This window comes from Shewanella hanedai (assembly GCF_007197645.1).
Lineage (GTDB): Bacteria > Pseudomonadota > Gammaproteobacteria > Enterobacterales > Shewanellaceae > Shewanella > Shewanella hanedai.
In genome coordinates this window covers 45,063-61,934 of the sequence record NZ_VKGK01000033.1, presented here as the reverse complement: position 1 = coordinate 61,934, position 16,872 = coordinate 45,063, and the positions used below count along the sequence as shown (strand labels likewise).

Below are 16,872 nucleotides of genomic sequence, written 5' to 3'. Positions count from 1 at the left end.
TAATGTCAAAAGCTTGAGATACTTGCATAAAAAAATCCGAGACCTAGAGGTAGGACTCGGATTCTGAAGCATCTAGAAGATCAGTCAACCGATCGATTTATCACTAAATGATCGGCATTAGGGCTTATTTGTGCCTCCTTTTTTATTGAATGACATTAGTTAAGCGCTACGATATGGAGCAAATATTTCCAACAACCAATCGATAAAGACTTGAGCTTTCAATGGCATATTTTTTGATTTTGGTGTGATGACATAATAAGTATAGGGGCTGGTAAAGCCTGCATCAAAGGGGATAACGAGACTGCCGTCAGCAAGTTGTTGTTCAATAAAAAAGCGTGGAATTAACGCAAGCCCCATTCCACTTGCCGCTGCCTGACTCAGCATATAGAAATGCTCCATGCCGAACTTTTTTTCCGTGGTTAAATGTAGGCCAACTTTCTCTGCCCAGTAAGGCCAGAGTTCTGGACGTGTAGTGTGTTTTAGTAACGTCATTTTGTTAATGTCGTCTAAACAATTAAGTTCTTTAAGCAGCTGTGGTGCACTGACCAGACAGAGGTCTTCATCCATTAACTTAATGAAACTAACATCTTTAGGAGGTTGAGTTGCACTTCTAATGGCAATATCACAACGCTCTTGTTCAAAATTAACCGTAAAATCTCCGATTGAAAGATCCACGTACAAGTGAGGGTAACGTTGTTTAAACTCCTCCATACGGGGAATAAGCCAGTTTATGGTTAGACTAGGCAAGACATTTATCGCTAAGGTTTGTGATTGCATCTGATGTGACTTTATCTCATCTGTCGCAGTCTTGATTGTTTTCAGTGCTGCCTGTATCTGCGGTAAGTAACGTTTGGCATCATCGGTGAGTACAAGTTTGCGGTGTTGACGAAGGAAAAGAGCCACGCCTAAATATGTCTCTAGTCCTTTTATCTGTTTGCTCACAGCGCCATGAGTAACAAAAAGCTCATCTGCAGCATGAGAAAAACTTAAATGTCTTGAGGCCGATTCAAAAGCCAGTAGTGCATTTAAAGGGGGAAACTCAGTGTGCATTTATTATTTCCAAATCATAGTGGCTTAGTGTGAGTTTTTTTCACATTACAAAGACGATAACTCCTTTGCGATTATTCTGCAAATCACGTCTAATAGCCGAATTATCAATACTTATTTAGAGACATACTTTTTATGGGCATAGAGCTGAGCTATGAACTTATCGCCATATTGTTTACCGTCGCGGTCATTGCTGGTTTTATCGATTCAATTGCCGGCGGCGGTGGACTGTTGACGATTCCTGCATTGATGTGGGCTGGCTTACCTCCGACAGTTGCGCTGGCGACTAATAAGCTTCAATCCTGCGGTGGCAGTTTTTTTGCTAGTCTCTATTTTGTGCGTAAAGGCATGGTGAAGCTCAACGATATGAAATTGGCCATACTTTGTGCATTTATCGGCTCAGCCATAGGTACCATCGCAGTACAACAGGTTGATACTGCCTTTTTGGAGGTATTACTGCCATTTCTAATGTTGGGTATTGGTGGCTATTTTTTGTTTTCCAAAAAGATAAGTGAAGATGACAGGCACCAAGTGCTTACGCCTGGTTTGTTTGCACTGACAGCAGCCCTTGCTGTTGGACTTTACGACGGTTTTTTTGGTCCCGGTACAGGCAGCTTTTTTGCCTTAGCTTTTGTGTCATTAGCAGGTTACGGTTTAGCCAAGGCAACGGCCCATGCAAAGGTATTGAACTTTTCCACTAACATCGCTTCGCTCATCTTTTTTGCTATCGGTGGCAAGGTCTTCTGGCTTTTGGGTGGGATCATGTTAGTGGGGCAAGCAATAGGGGCAACATTGGGTTCACGCATGGTATTGACTAAAGGCACCAAAATTATCAAGCCGCTAGTGGTGACGATGTCGTTGATCATGAGTGTTAAGTTACTTTCAACTCAATATGATTTATTTGCGTGGGTTTAAGTGTAATCAGCATTCGATTGTAGGCTGATTACACTATTATGTGTACATTCCACATAATAGTTTTACTCTAATCTAAATTGTACAGCTTCTTTCCCCCAATCTGAAAGTAATGTATCTCTTATTCTACTACTGTCTCCTTCAGTGCTGCATCCCCAAAGCCTTGCGCAGCTGTTTCCAGCAATATTAGAACCTGTACCACTTTCAGTGTCAGGCCTTAAATTATTCAGGCGCGCTATTTCAGCGTCAAAATAGGCTTGATATTCAGGAGCTGAAACGGTAATAACTTCCATTTCTCCTTTTGGGCTGTTGAGGTCCCCAACTTTGAATTTCGAAGTGCTTAAATCGTTCTCTATCAATGAATACAGTTTTGTTAATTGAAAAGTGTTTTTCTTGCTTGATGCAAACAATTTGCGAGCGAATGTTTTTGCTTGGTAATTATCTTGCTCATATGCGCTACTTAGCAAGTGATCAGCTTTTTTATCATTCTTCAATCCAAATTCATCACTTAGATATGCTTTTCCTAAAACCAAACTAGCGGGAGGAAAATCAAATTTTGAAGCTTTTTCTAGATAATTTATTCCTTTATCTATGTCTTTATATTCCGTGTCTTGTAAATACATAACTCCAGCTTTATATTGTGCCGTAACTATCCCGAATTTTGCTGCCCGTCTGAACCACTTTAGTGCTTGTTTGTTGTCCTTTTTTGTTCCGTAGCCAGTATAATAAAGTTCTCCTAAGGTTGCCATTGCTTCAGAATGTCCCCTCTTAGTAAGAATTTTATAAGCTTTAAAATACTCTTTACATTGGGCTGTATCGCAGGCCTCAAGATTATTCGATGCTAAGATTTGTGGTGAGAATAGAGATAAATTCAATAATACGGCAGAGCAGATGAGTTTTTTCATGTAAAAGTCCTTTTATGTAAATTTAATTGCATCCCTAAGCTTTTTTAACATGTATCTAACGTTGTTACAAACAGTTATTGGTAGTAGTTGCGTATTAACTAATTAAGAGGGTGCTTTGGATATATGATTGTCTCAATTTATACTCTAGAGTAGTATTTTGGCAGACTGAGTAAACAGTTAGGAGCAACACTTTCATTGAGGCATGGACTTTTTAGCGTGCGGATTATTAAGGTGGAACATATCTATAAACTGTAGATTGATGCAGGAAAAAGTGATTTGTATTTAGTTATGTGTTTAAGCTGACTTGCAAGTTGATTTTCAACGTGTTTCATTAGGTTAAGCATTTTAAATTGAAACCGACGGTGTAGGAGGAGCTTGAATGTCCTGAGGGATTACGTGTATATAGCTCAGTAATCAATATCAGAGTGGTGAAGGTTCCTAGCTAATAAGCTTAAGTACCAAGTCATACTATTTCTCTAAATTTAATAGATATTTAACGCTATCTATATGGAAAATAAACTGTAAGCCTTAATGACTTCCTCCGTGATTACGGCAGTAGCATCACATATTTTGGTTTCATCTTGAACATAGTTAATGCGTAGGCATTGGTGAGCATGTTACCACTTTCCCTCAGATTGGTCTTTCTAACCAAAGAGGAAATAATCTCCTGAAACGATCAATAAATCTCTTGCTTTTAATTGTTCGTACAATTCCATCGTCGAGTTAGGAATCTCATCAAACCAAAGCCTGAGGAAGATGGCTTTGGTTTGTGAATTTTAAAGTGGATATCATTTATAAATTTTGAAGGATCCCTCTCCAAGAGGAGTGCTGATAATCCCGTACAAGTTGGTCAGCGGTTGAGTAACCTCTTTGTTGGATATTACAACGCCGAAGCGCACGTCTGGAAGTCTTAGTCTAGAGAAGCTAACGCACGGTGGTGTTACTGTTTCAAAATGGAATGCTTGCTTTAAAAGTCATATTAGGGAAGAGAGCGCTATAAACATTATCGATGGTAAGGTGTACTCTTTGGACTGAGTAATTTTATTGAGTTTTAAGCTTACTATTTGATTATTACTTTTCTTGTAGGAGGGAGAAAAAGATAGCAACCATTGAGTCATCGGCAACCAGTTGTTCAAAACCACATGATAGTGAAACATACGGTTATCCAACAGTCTGATATCGTCGATAAGAAGTAATGGTGCCAACTTTCAGAGCCGTATCACTGCAGCTTATGTCTTCAAGCGCTAGTTTCTATAGGATTTTGTTATGGCTTCTATCTAAGGCTACGGTTTTGGCTGGATCTTAATTATAACAAATGGATAAATAATTTAAATTACACCGTTTTCCCTTTGAATTTTATGGAGAAGCACACTTAAAGTTATACATATGAGGTATGTTTGTGAACTAACAGCGATGCAAGCTGAATTTAAAGTAGAAAGCATTAAACAAGCTGATTTTAAAAATAAAAAAACCGTTTATACTATCCCGCTTTACGATCACGAGTTTGATGTTCATCAGTTTCATGATGAATAATGATAGATATGTTTAAATACACACCTCGAATAGACTACCCCTTATTGCTTGCTATTTCATTGTTAATACTACTGGGTTCACTAACTGTATGGAGCGCCAGTGGCTACAGTGAATCGATATTGGAGCGACATCTTGTACGAGCCTCTATAGCAATTGGATCAATTGTTGTCATGTCTGTTGTCTCACCTCTAAGTTATCAACGAGCAACCCCATATCTATATGCTTTAGCGGTAACTCTGCTGCTAGGTGTCATTTTTGCTGGAGATAGTACTAACGGGTCTCAACGCTGGTTGGTTATTGGTCCGATTCGCTTCCAACCCTCTGAGTTAGTAAAAGTCGCTATCCCCTTGATGGTTGCGTGGATTTTAGTTGCTGAAGCTGGACGTCCAAATGTTAAAAAAATCATCATCTGTTTACTGGTTACTTCAGTTCCTGCAGGATTGATATTTATTCAGCCTGATCTAGATGGTGCAATATTTGCTGTTATCTATGCTCTATTTGTTTTGTATTTTGCAGGAATGAGCTGGAGAATTATTGGGTCGTTTATTGGTGGAGTGGCGCTCACTGTTCCGATTTTGTGGTTTTTTGTTATGGAGGCCTATCAAAAAAAGCGTGTTACACAGTTTCTTGATCCTGAGTCCGATCCTCTTGGCGCTGGTTATCAAATAATTCAATCCTTGATCGCAATTGGTTCTGGAGGAATGCATGGAAAAGGTTGGACTAATGCGACACAGGGGCAACTAGGTTTCATTCCGGAAAGTCACACCGACTTTATTTTCTCGACCTATGCAGAGCAGTGGGGATTTATCGGATGTGTACTCTTACTTGGTCTTTATTTGTTTATTACAGGGAGAGTCATTTGGCTAGCCTACCAGTGTAAAACGCCATTTAATCGTTTAGTCAGTGCGACTTTTGCGCTAAGTTTCTTCTTATATGCATTTATTAATATGGGAATGGTAACGGGACTACTGCCTGTAATGGGCAGTCCATTACCTTTCTTTAGTTATGGTGGAACAGCCATGATCACTCAAGGAATTTGTTTCGGCATCATTATGTCTCTTTGTTTACAAAAACCTTTTAAATCTTAGCAATAATTTTATGATCAATTTCTTCCTTGGTATTCGTTAAGCTAACTGAATACCAAGGCAGATAGAGTGCTACCAACTTGATAGGATACTTAACACTTGTTATGGAGCAAGTTAGCCATTGGCGTAAGCCTTAATTTAGCTTGAAATGAAAGTAGCATAGCCAGTCCCGGCGCTTTTCTCTCAACCTTCACTTCCCCTTGTTGTGCCATTACCAGTTCATTGACTAAGGCTAAGCCTATGCCTGTACCTTGGGTCGTTCGGGTTAGTTCATTGCCGCCACGGTAAAATAACTCAAAAATCTTACTTTGTTGCTCTACGGTTATTCCTTCACCATAATCGCGTATTTCAAGTTGCACCATCTGCTTATTCTTGGGGTGATAGCGAAAGGTAAAATCAATTTTTTGTCTACTGGCATCATTAATTTTCTGCTGGTCAAAAAATTTAACCGTATTATCGGTAATATTGATGATCACCTGAGCAAAAGCATCTTGCTCAACCAGCAACAACACTTTCTCGGGATCCGCTATCTCCATGATCATGTTTTGTACAAAGCTATTCTTATCAATGATTGTCGAGGTTTTTGAGCGGATAATATCTTGTAAAATGGTCAGTTGAGTATATTCTGGTTGAACATTTTGCTGCTGATTATTCAGGGCCGATAGCTGCAAAATGTTATTGATTAAGCGCGTCAGTCGCTCACTCTCACCGTAGATAAATTGGTAATAGTCTTGCTGATGAGCGGTTGATATGACCGTTCCCTCTTTGAGCATTTCTGCATACATGCGAATTGACGTCAGCGGGGTCTTTAGTTCATGACTCACCGAGGAAACAAAATTAAGCCTTTGTTCGGCTAATGCCAGTTGTTTCACCCCTAAGCGATAAAAGCCATAACAAGCGGCCAATATCGTTATCATTAATAGCATAATAAAAACGCTGCTATACATCATCACTGATGTCATCGGTAAGGTGCTGGTAGAAAGCGAGACTGAATAACCACTATAAGGCCAGCGCAGCCTGCTGCTGTAAATAGCTTGTTGTTGAAGCTGTCTGTCTAACTGCAGTGGCTGGCTGACCTGTACCTGACCGTCAGCTGAGTTTTCATAGAAAAAGTATGCTATTTGGTGCGTATAATTGACCTCTTCTAACGTCAGTAATGTCGGGCTAGCAAAGCGACTTTGTTGCAGTAATTCAGTGAACAGTTGAGATAGGTGAGGTCGGCGATCGACCACGTACCCCTGGATACGGTTTTGCTGTGCTACGGATACAACACGATAGAAAATAAGATAATCAGCCACATCAAACGTCACATTAAACAGCTGTTTGTCTACTTTAAGTCCTTGGCGGAGCATTGTTTGTATTTCGTTAGATTGGGACACGATCTGATAGATGTTCAGTGCCGCACTTTTGCGCATGATTAATTCAGTATCTGGCTTTTGACTCAGGTCTGGCTTTAGCTCTGGAGTAGGCGCCTGCTGGTTAGCTCGGTCTTTATCAGCGCTGGCTCGCTCATCAGCCGATAAGGGATTGGGCCAGACTGGACTGTTAAATTGACCTTCACTGTCATACTGAAAGTAGCCAATTAGCCCCTTGATGGCTAGCCAACTGATTGGCTGGGCAGTCTCTAATTGAGATAGGGGGGAAAGCACTCGCTGCGACTGCCTGGTGATCGGATTAAAAACCTGCTGATAGTAGTCAAATGCCTCCACCGGTAGCGTGTTCGTCAGCATCCTTCTTTTAAATAAAATCCGATTGGTGATCTCAATCAGGCTGCTTGCTTCAACTTGGTACTGGTTGAGGTTATTTTTTTCCAGCTGCTGATACCCTAGGTACATTAGCGCCCCAAAGGGGACTAATAATATCATTAAAAATCCGCTGGCAACATGGCGTAATCGGCGCAAACGCTGGGCATAGTTAACAATAGGTTTATCTGAAAATAGCATCTTAGACCACATAAAGCTGATAGCCCTCACCGCGATGCGTGACTAAGTGTGTGGGTAATTTAGGATTTATCTCTATTTTTTTTCGAATTTTTGCCATATGTATATCAACGGTACGGGTATCGATATCCTTGGCTTCTTTATAGCCCCACACTTCCCTGAGTAACTCATTTCGAGAAATGGGCTTCTGCTCACGCTGAAGATAGGCCAATATTTCCACTTCCCGGCGAGTATATTTCATACTCTTGTGGTAAGAGGTGCCCATTAAGGTGCGCGTACAAATTGACACTTGCGGGCTCAATACGAGGGTGTTATCGGCGCCCGTCCTGCCTGAGCGCCTGACCAACGCATTGACGCGCAATACCAGCTCAGAGGTTGAAAAGGGTTTGGCAACATAGTCATCAGCCCCTAAGGTCAGGCCGTTAATAATATCTTCTTCTGCATTCTTGGCCGTCAACATCATAATGGGCTGAGTAAGAGAGTATTGCCTCAGCGTATTACAGATCTCAAACCCATTTATAGAAGGCAACATGACATCCAGGATAATACAGGCATATTGCCCAGCCAATGCCCGCGACAAGCCCAGCTGACCGTCAGTTTCACTGTCAACCTCATACCCGTGGAATATAAATAGATCCGTAAGACCCCTTAAAATAGCAGGTTCATCTTCTACGATGAGCAGTTTAGGTTTGATACTCACGCTTTTCCCTTATTGATAATGTGCTGCTGTCATGGAGACAGATCCTGAGGCTATCCCCTTACTGTGTAAAATACAGGATATTTGTAAATAAAAATGCAAACTTTTGTAAAAACTTGCCCGTTGAATGTTTACATTACCTGTCTGTTTTAGCACCACACATATTTCTATATTAGTCACAAGCGCTAAGCGCAACTCACTATAGGGATACTGATGATGGCTAACGACATAAAAACACTCATATTACTGATTCTGCTCCTCCTCTCCACAGACGCCATTGCCGCTCCTGCCGACATCAAGCGGGTGGCTGATGTTCAATATGGTCAGGATACCGATCAGACGTTAGATGTTTATATGCCCACAAGGGCAAAAAATGCGCCTGTGATATTCATGATCCATGGCGGCGCGTGGAGTGGCGGCGATAAGGCCAGTAAAGCGGAGTTTGAAAATAAGGTGGCTCATTGGGTGAAACGAGGCTTCATTTTTATTTCTACCAATTACCGAACCCTGCCCAAAATCAGGCCGATAGAACAAGCCAAAGATATCGAAGCGGCGTTACTTTTTGCCCAGCGAAACATTAGCCAGTGGGGAGGGGCAGCAGATAAATTTATCCTCATGGGACACTCCTCAGGCGCCCATTTAGTGTCGCTACTGTCCTCGCAGTACACGACGGCCGTCGCCAATGGAATAACCCCCTGGTTAGGCACAATATCGCTTGATATCTCAGGCTATAACATCGTCAAAATTCTCACCGCCTCGACACCGTCTGCATTTTACTTAGAAAAGTTTGGTGACAACCCGGATTATTGGCAAGCAGCCTCTCCCTTCTATGCATTGGATAATAAAATACCGCCATTTTTAGCCATCTGCTCACTGCGCAGTGATACCGCCTGTGAGCAGGCAACACATTTCACTCAAAAAGCGCAACGCCTTGGCGCCTACGCACAAGTGCTCGCCGTAGACTTATCCCATGGAGAGATAAACTCTCAACTAGGTAAAAACTCTTGTTATACCAGTTATGTGGATGACTTTATCAAAACACTAAGCCCGAGTATGCCGTTAATGTTCACAGGCCAAGGTGTTCGCATGAAGGCTAATTGTGCCAGCAATCAGGTTGCGCCGAGCTTGGCGAGTACTGGTTCTGCCGCAAGGGTTCTAGATTAGCCACGATCAGCAAAGACATCACCATTTTTACCAAGCTGAAAACACCTACCTAAAAGATGAATCGAGTAGATTATGGATATCGTTCGACCAAATAAGAAACCTAAGTTAACCAGAACAACTCAGTTAATAGCTATCTTAGTGGTTGTTACATTGGGTTTATTTTTCTTGTTTAACACAAGTCGTGCCTCATTTCTGGCAAGTAGAGACAGCTTTTTAATCGGTACTGTGCAGCGAGGAGATTTGAATATTTCAGTGCGTGGCACGGGTGTATTGGCACCGGAAGATATCCGCTGGATAGCCACTAATGTTCCAGGTCGAATCGAGCGTGTGCTGAGAAAAGCTGGTGCTATCGTTAAAAAAGGCGACTTACTGCTGGCGCTAAGCAATCCACAATTGCAACAAGCGTTAACTGAATCTCAGTGGGAACTTAAGGCATTAGCAGCACAAACACAGGCGCAGAAAGTCTCCTTAGAGTCTGATCTTTTAGATCAGGAAATCGCGGTGATCAATGAAAAACTCAATCTCGACAAAGCTCAATTAACCTTAGATGCACTGAGTAAGCTGCTAGCACAAGATATAGACGTCATTTCAAAAATCGCCTATGAAGAGGTCAAAATTGATGTGATGCAATTTAGGCAGCGGTGGCAACTTCAACAACAACGATTAGATAAAAGACGGCAAAACTTACACGCACAAGTTGACGCCAGTGAAGCCAGACTCAACATTATGCGCAAAAGCGTGCAGCGAATTGAGCAGCAAGTAGACAGCTTGAACGTCAGAGCAACCATGGACAGCATCGTGCAGGAGATGCCCATGGAATTAGGTCAACAAGTCAGCGCAGGCACTAACTTAGCGATGCTGGCGAGAAGCGATCGCTATATTGCCGAACTTAGGATCCCCGAGAAACAAATTAAGGACGTGATCATTGGCCAAAAGGTCACCTTAGATACCCGCAGCAGTAAAATCGCTGGGGTAGTGCAACGCATTGACCCCGCCGTGATTAACAGCTCAGTGCAAGTTGATGTCCAGCTGCTTGGCTCGCTCCCTAAAGAAGTGCGTCCTGAACTCACCGTCGATGGTGTCATTGAAATTGCCACAATAGGTGACACCTTATTTGTTAAGCGCCCTATGTTCGTCAATGGCTTCAATCAAGCAAGCATTTACCTTATCGATCATGAAGGCAGCTATGCCAATAAACTCCCAGTGAAATTTGGCCATATGTCCAGTCAATATATCCAAATTGAACAGGGCCTGAAGGAAGGCGATAGTATCATAGTGTCAGACAGTTCGAGCTGGGAAACACATCCACAAATTCGGATCACCAATTAACATCGCCAAGGAGCATTGAATGGAAACTAGCAGCAAAAATAGAGCCGTCACGAACCTGGAAAAACCCGCGGTATTAGTGGAGCTAAAAGACCTTAACAAGGTATTTGTTACCGACGAAGTCGAAACCAAAGCCCTCAACAATATCAATCTAAGCATTGTTGCCGGAGAATACCTGGCGATTACCGGGCCGTCGGGCTGTGGTAAATCCACGCTACTTTCTTTGCTCGGTTTGCTCGATACGCCATCAAGTGGGCAGTATCAACTGGCTGGACACCATACTGCCAGTATTGATAAGGATGAAAGGGCCAGGATAAGGAATAAAGAGATTGGGTTTATCTTCCAATCATTTAATTTGATCAGTGACTTAACGGTGGCAGAAAATATTGCGCTGCCGTTGACCTATAGAACAGATCTCAGTCACCGCCAGCGTCAGCAAATGGTGCTTGCATCACTTGAAAAAGTCGATTTGACTCATCGTGCTGGCCACTATCCCTCACAGCTCTCCGGTGGACAACAGCAGCGGGTTGCCGTTGCGCGTGCGATAGCTGGCAAACCCGCCATTATCCTTGCCGATGAGCCAACAGGGAATCTCGACTCTAACAATGCCGAGGCGGTAATGACACTGCTTGATGAATTACATCACGATGGTGCCACCATCTGCATGGTGACACATGATCTTGCTTCTGCTGCTCGCAGCCAGCGAATAATCAAAGTCTTTGATGGGCAACTGATCGCTGATAAGCCGACCTCGGATAACGCCACCATCAATTCAACCCTCATTGAAACGTCTGCCGTCGCTGTATAGCGATTGCCGCATAACTATTGCGATATAACTAAGGTAAAGGAAAACCTATGTCTTTAGGGATTGATATTACATACGCTGCCAGGCTGTTACTGAAAAAGCCCGTATTTACACTGACCTCGGTACTGATTGTCGCCATCGGTTTGGGGTTGACCCTGTATACCTACTCGTTACTCAGCCAGTTGATCTTTACACCGCTGACCCTCAACAGTGATACCCCGCTCATTGCCATTGAAGGTGAATTTAATGATGCCCATGGCAGAGGACAAGGTGCAGATCCCTACCATTTAAATCAGATAAAAGCAGAGTCAGAGCTGCTACAAGGGATGAGTCTGTACCTTTCTATTGTCAGAACAATAAGCGGCGTAAGCCTGGAGGTTGGCTCAAGAAAAGTTCACCTCACTTATGGTGAATGGGATTTTTTTGAAGTGGCCGGCGTGCAGCCGATATTAGGGCGAGGTTTTAACCCACAAGATTCTGATAGCGGCGCAGAACCTGTCATTGTACTCAGCCACGACATCTGGCAAAGCCTATTTTCGGGCAACTACGATATTATCGGCACGATGGTACAGGTCGAGGCTATGTCTAAACGTGTCATCGGAGTCATGCCAGAAGGATTTGCCTTTCCCGCCATTGCCCAAATCTGGCTGCCTTTTCCCGCAGACAGAGTTAACGCTACCCAAGCCTCAAACGACAATGAGCGAAGGGCGTTTGGACGTTTAAAACCGGACGTCTCCTTGGTGCAGTTTCAGCAGGAGGCGCGGGGTATATTACATCGACATTTTCAAGCGCTAACGCAAGAGTTTTCCTGGCGTGCGGCGTCCCCAGGGGGATACATAAGAGCCTTTCCTTATAAGCTCACCAATGAAGCGGTAAATCATCATTATTCCGTTTTTGTTGCCATGTTCATTGTCGTACTGCTTATTTTACTGTTGACCTGTATTAACCTGGGAAATTTACTCTTGGCCCGTGTCAATGAACGCATAAAAGAGGTCGCGATACGTATCGCCTTGGGGATCCCGAGAAAGCGCTTGGTGCTGCAAATGCTATGGGAAAGTATCTTTATCTGTTGTCTGGGCGGCTTCGTGGCATTTTTTCTCGCCAGTTGGAGCGTTGATGCAACCAATAGCGCATTTGATCAGATTTTTGCTGTCAATGGAGAGCGACCTTTTTGGTGGCAACTGAGTTTAGCCGCAGACGCGATGATCGTGCTACTGATCGCCTTGCTCTTTATGGTGTTGCTAACCGGTTTGCTCCCTGCCTGGCGCGCACTGTCGGCAGACTTTAACGCTGTTTTGAGAGACGGTACCCGTGGCGCTTTGGGACAAAAGGCAGGGCGAGCCAATAAAGCACTGGTTGTAACAGAGATCACCTTATCCTGTGTGGTATTAGTGGTTGCCACTATGCTGCTCTGTAGCAGCTATTCGGCACAAAAAGCCGATTATGGGGTCGATACAGACAACAGAATTACCGCCGCGGTAAGATTGTCCTGGGGGAGTTACCCTTGGAATGACGGCGCGCCTGAGGCCAGAAAAAAGCGCAATGATTTTTACTATCGCTTAAAAGATGAATTACAGCAGCGACCCAATATTCATAGTCTGGCCTATTTCAGCAGTTTGCCCGGCACGGGAGGCGGCAGTTCTCATTTTGAAATTCAGGGCAAAGCAGCAGCTGTATTTAACGAAAACCCAATGTGGAATTTTGAAGTTGTCAGTCGTGATGCCTGGCGTACCGTTGGGATGAAAATAATAGAAGGCCGCGATTTTACTCTCAGTGACTTAGGCGGCGACCTCGCGAACACTGAGTCCCCTGTTATTATCAATGCCGCCATGGCCAGAGACCTATTCCCCAATGGCGATGCCATTGGTCAGCGCGTCCGCACTATTGATGGTGAAGGCTTTCAAACAGAGTGGCGAAGCATCATCGGTATTGTGTCTGACAGTGTGCATGGCTCAACCATGGCATCGACCAGTGCTCAGCATACCGGTTATGGCATGATGGATAGGCATCGTTGGGGCGTCAATATTGTCATTCACTATTCAGGTACTCAGTCTCAGGCTGAAACTGCACTCATACAAGCCATCAAAAGCATGGACGCAGACGTCACTATCTATCATCTGCAGAGCTATGACAATTTGATTGCGCAACCCATGTTATTGGTCAACGCCGTTAACAACATCTTTTTATGGTGTGGTCTGGTAGCCTTAGTGCTCGCTGCCAGTGGTATTTATGCCGTTGCTGCTAATAGTATTGCTCTGCGAAGTCAGGAAATTGCAACTCGGCGTGCACTGGGTGCTAGTAATAGCCAAGTCATAAAGCTGTTCTTGGGGCAAGCAGGTATACAGCTGATTGTGGGTCTAACTCTGGGGATATCACTGTCGCTTTGTCTGGTGAGTCAGCTCACTGAATCTATGGTGATAGCGAGTAGTAGCTATATGATTGGGCTTGTGGGCATACCTATATTCATCATAGCTATGGTCTTAATCGCCACTTATATCCCAAGCAATAAAATTATTAAGCAGGAGCCTAGTGAAGGGCTACGGCAACTTTAAAGTCATTAAGGTGGCGATATAGTTTTGCTTATCTAAGTTCAAATTTATGCCCAGTCTATGTTGCACTTATTATTGTTTAGTGGAGCCTCTATCATGCTAGCTCATAGGACGTTCACAATGACCAGTTTTAATCGGGGTTAAATGTGGTATCAAAAGATGATCTCATTACTTTCTTTAAAAGTGATTATCCTCAAGCAGACTTTTCATAGAAGAAGTCTGCGATAGCACGGCGTCAGTTAGAAGGAAAATTATTTAGCAAGGTTTAAGGCTGGTGGACTGGAGCGAATTCAGTGCTAATGGCGATGTCACTCTGTATTTGTTGCAGTGTAATTAGGGTCTGAGTAAAATTTATCAGAATAGGGCAGATTGTTCGGCTCAAAGAAGGATTTTTGGATAAATTAAGATACTTTTTATAATCAACATTAGGTCAATTAGAGCTAACGTTCTAACCAGTTTTTGTCCAAAAATGAGTTAGCTACTCGAAGAACCTAAATGTGATCACATCACTTTAAGTAAAATCGAAGAGATAAATAATCAGGTGTAGATGCGGGTGAGGGCGTTGGTGGCATGGATGCCACCGTCGAGCTTACAGGGATTGTATTTGCAGCGTCCCTCAGAAGTATCTGCACATCAGCCTGCTGCAAGCAATAAACACCAATTTAGGTATGATATTAGTTCAATTGCCCAAGTACCAATCCAGCCCAATGAAATCAATTCCGGAAAAGGTATTTAAAATTTGCGATCATGCAAGTCAGCACGTTTTTGTCCAAAAATACGTTTGGCTAACCCATTTAAACTCTAATCGAAGAGAGAACTTTCTCGAAATCATAACAGGTGTAAATACGGCTGTGACCGTCCGTGACTGGGCCTAAAATGTTCCATACATTTTATGGCATTTCCACCATCCATGGCGGTCAGATGTCACGGCCGAACTTACATGGATGTACTTGCAGTGTGTCACAGAAGTGTTTGCACTTCTGCCTGCTGTAGGCAATTGATAACAATGAAGTAGCGCTTTACCAGAAAATACTCAAATATAAAGTTAGTCTAATGAACCCAACTCAAAAGAGACTTCAGTAACTTGTTATCCGACAAGTAAGCTGATTAGGTCTCAGCGTAAGCCTTAATCACTTCATCTGCGATAATTGCGATACCATCACGCATCTTGGTTTCATCTTGCACATAGTTCATGCGCAGACATTGGTGAGCATGTTGCCATTTTTCCTCAGATTGCTCTTTCTGACCAAAGAAGAAATAATCTCCTGGAACGATCAATACCCCTCTTGCTTTTAATCGTTCATACAATTCCATCGTTGAGATAGGGAGCTCATCAAACCAAAGCCAGAGGAAGATGGCACCTTCAGGTTTGTGAATTTTAAAGCGGTCATCGCTGATAGACTCTTGCAGTAAGCTCACTGCAAACTCAGCACGTTCGAGGTAGAAAGGTTTAATGACAGACTCGCTCAAGCGCAGTAAATCGCCAGAATCGATCATATGCTTGGCTATTGCTGGGCCAAATCCACCGGGAGCGAGACTGATAATTCCGTTCAAATTAGTCAGTGCTTGAGTGACTTCTTCATTGGCAATCACAATGCCACAGCGTACGCCAGGAAGCCCGAGTTTAGACAAACTCATGCACAGTATGGTGTTACTGTTCCAAAATGGAGTGACTTCTTCAAAGATAATATTAGGGAAGGGAGTGCCGTAGGCATTATCAATGATAAGGGGGATCCCTTTGGATCGAGCTAATTTATCAAGCTTGAAGATCTCTGTATCGGTCAGCACGTTCCCAGTAGGGTTGGTGGGTCTAGACACACAGATAGCCGCGATTGAATCATCGACCTCCAGTTGTTCAAAATCCACATGGTATTTAAACATGCGGTTATCCAACAATTCGATATCAGGCCTATATGAAACAAATATGTCATCATCCAAACCCGCATCACTGTAGCCTATGTATTCAGGCGCCAGTGGTAGAAGGATTTTCTTGTGGCTGCCATCTAATTGTTTCCCTGCCAACAAGTTAAATAAGTAGAAGAAGGCGCACTGGCTGCCGTTAGTTAGGCTAATGTTTTTCTCACTGATATCCCAACCATAAGTGTCACGTAACAGATCCGCTAATGCTGTTAAGAAGGTATTTTTACCTTGTGGTCCATCATAATTACCCAAGGCTGAAACCAATTCGCCATTTTCGAGCATTTCAGCAGTCGCCTTGTGAAAATAATCCTGCATTGCCGGAATTGCCGCGGGATTCCCCCCACCTAGCATAATGGCCCCTGGTGTGCGAAGACCCTCATTGAGATCATCCATTAAACGGGTAATACCGGAGTAACGATTAAATTTTTCACCAAACTTTGAAAACTGCATGAAAGCTGTACCTGAAAACGACAATTGCTAAGAGTGCCTGTAGTATCAATATTTAGCGAGAAACGCACCCATTTTCTCTCTTTTTAGGGAATATTTTTGTCTTTATTAAAGATATGTCAATAAATAGAAAAATAATTGTTCCACCGCATTCACTTAAATGCTGAAGGTAACTGACACACTTTGCTATAGATAAGGAAATCTGTCGTTAATAAGTTTTTCAAACTCGGACAATCTCATCTCTTACGCCCTCCAGTTATTCAGCGCAAGAAACGGGTGCGCATCAAAGTTTTGGATAAACGTCTGTTACTCACATTGATACGGAAGGACATAATGTCTCACCTTGGCCAATATGGTGTGACAATATAATCCGTTCAATATCATGATAAAAATGTCGAAGGTTTATATTTAAATATCACTGTCATAGGCTTAATGTGTTATTAATCAGTTATTTAATTCGATTTGTCGAATGGTAATCTTATCTAAACAATACTTAACCGTGTATTGATGTTAATTGTTTTACTTTAATTCAGTATGGCTAA

At 42.9% G+C, this 16,872-nt stretch carries 11 protein-coding genes; 6 read left to right on the top strand and 5 right to left on the bottom strand.

The features are described from left to right. Window positions 1–159: 159 nt before the first annotated feature. Window positions 160–1,050 carry a LysR substrate-binding domain-containing protein gene (locus tag FN961_RS20820; protein ID WP_144042093.1) on the bottom strand — a complete coding sequence of 297 codons (891 nt, stop codon included), beginning with the start codon at window positions 1,048–1,050 and terminating at the stop codon, window positions 160–162. A gap of 132 nt (window positions 1,051–1,182) precedes the next feature. On the opposite strand from FN961_RS20820, the gene FN961_RS20815 reads away from it, so the two are divergent. Continuing rightward, window positions 1,183–1,962 carry a TSUP family transporter gene (locus FN961_RS20815; protein WP_144042092.1) on the top strand — a complete coding sequence of 260 codons (780 nt, stop codon included), beginning with the start codon at window positions 1,183–1,185 and terminating at the stop codon, window positions 1,960–1,962. A 62-nt stretch (window positions 1,963–2,024) separates the two neighbouring features. Here FN961_RS20815 and FN961_RS20810 read toward each other — a convergent pair whose 3' ends face one another. After that, window positions 2,025–2,864 (bottom strand): tetratricopeptide repeat protein, encoded by an 840-nt coding sequence (locus tag FN961_RS20810; RefSeq protein WP_144042091.1) that lies wholly within the window; start codon window positions 2,862–2,864, stop codon window positions 2,025–2,027. A 1,532-nt stretch (window positions 2,865–4,396) separates the two neighbouring features. Between FN961_RS20810 and rodA the strand changes: the two genes are divergently transcribed. Beyond that, window positions 4,397–5,485: a rod shape-determining protein RodA gene (gene rodA / locus FN961_RS20805; protein ID WP_244950673.1), complete on the top strand. Its 1,089-nt coding sequence runs from the start codon at window positions 4,397–4,399 to the stop codon at window positions 5,483–5,485. A gap of 89 nt (window positions 5,486–5,574) precedes the next feature. On the opposite strand, the gene FN961_RS20800 is transcribed toward rodA, so the two are convergent. Together FN961_RS20800 and FN961_RS20795 are read right to left on the bottom strand one after the other, a co-directional pair. Beyond that, window positions 5,575–7,437, bottom strand: a complete 1,863-nt coding sequence (locus tag FN961_RS20800; protein ID WP_144042090.1) for a sensor histidine kinase — start codon at window positions 7,435–7,437, stop codon at window positions 5,575–5,577. Beyond that, the gene (locus FN961_RS20795; protein ID WP_185972862.1) at window positions 7,427–8,122 is read right to left on the bottom strand and encodes a response regulator transcription factor; all 696 of its coding nucleotides are present in this window, start codon (window positions 8,120–8,122) and stop codon (window positions 7,427–7,429) included. The genes FN961_RS20800 and FN961_RS20795 overlap by 11 nt, the downstream gene beginning before the upstream one ends. Before the next feature lie 210 nt (window positions 8,123–8,332). On the opposite strand from FN961_RS20795, the gene FN961_RS20790 reads away from it, so the two are divergent. From FN961_RS20790 to FN961_RS20775, 4 genes are all read left to right on the top strand, one after another. Next, window positions 8,333–9,283 carry an alpha/beta hydrolase gene (locus tag FN961_RS20790; protein ID WP_144042089.1) on the top strand — a complete coding sequence of 317 codons (951 nt, stop codon included), beginning with the start codon at window positions 8,333–8,335 and terminating at the stop codon, window positions 9,281–9,283. Window positions 9,284–9,355: 72 nt separating this feature from the next. Next, window positions 9,356–10,612, top strand: a complete 1,257-nt coding sequence (locus FN961_RS20785; RefSeq protein ID WP_144042088.1) for an efflux RND transporter periplasmic adaptor subunit — start codon at window positions 9,356–9,358, stop codon at window positions 10,610–10,612. 19 nt (window positions 10,613–10,631) lie between these two features. Then, window positions 10,632–11,417 (top strand): ABC transporter ATP-binding protein, encoded by a 786-nt coding sequence (locus FN961_RS20780; protein WP_144042087.1) that lies wholly within the window; start codon window positions 10,632–10,634, stop codon window positions 11,415–11,417. A 47-nt stretch (window positions 11,418–11,464) separates the two neighbouring features. Then, complete coding sequence (locus tag FN961_RS20775; protein ID WP_144042086.1) at window positions 11,465–13,966, top strand: ABC transporter permease; 2,502 nt, start codon at window positions 11,465–11,467, stop codon at window positions 13,964–13,966. Window positions 13,967–15,070: 1,104 nt separating this feature from the next. Here FN961_RS20775 and FN961_RS20770 read toward each other — a convergent pair. Then, window positions 15,071–16,333, bottom strand: a complete 1,263-nt coding sequence (locus FN961_RS20770) for a valine--pyruvate transaminase (RefSeq protein WP_144042085.1) — start codon at window positions 16,331–16,333, stop codon at window positions 15,071–15,073. Between the last annotated feature and the right edge of the window lie 539 nt (window positions 16,334–16,872).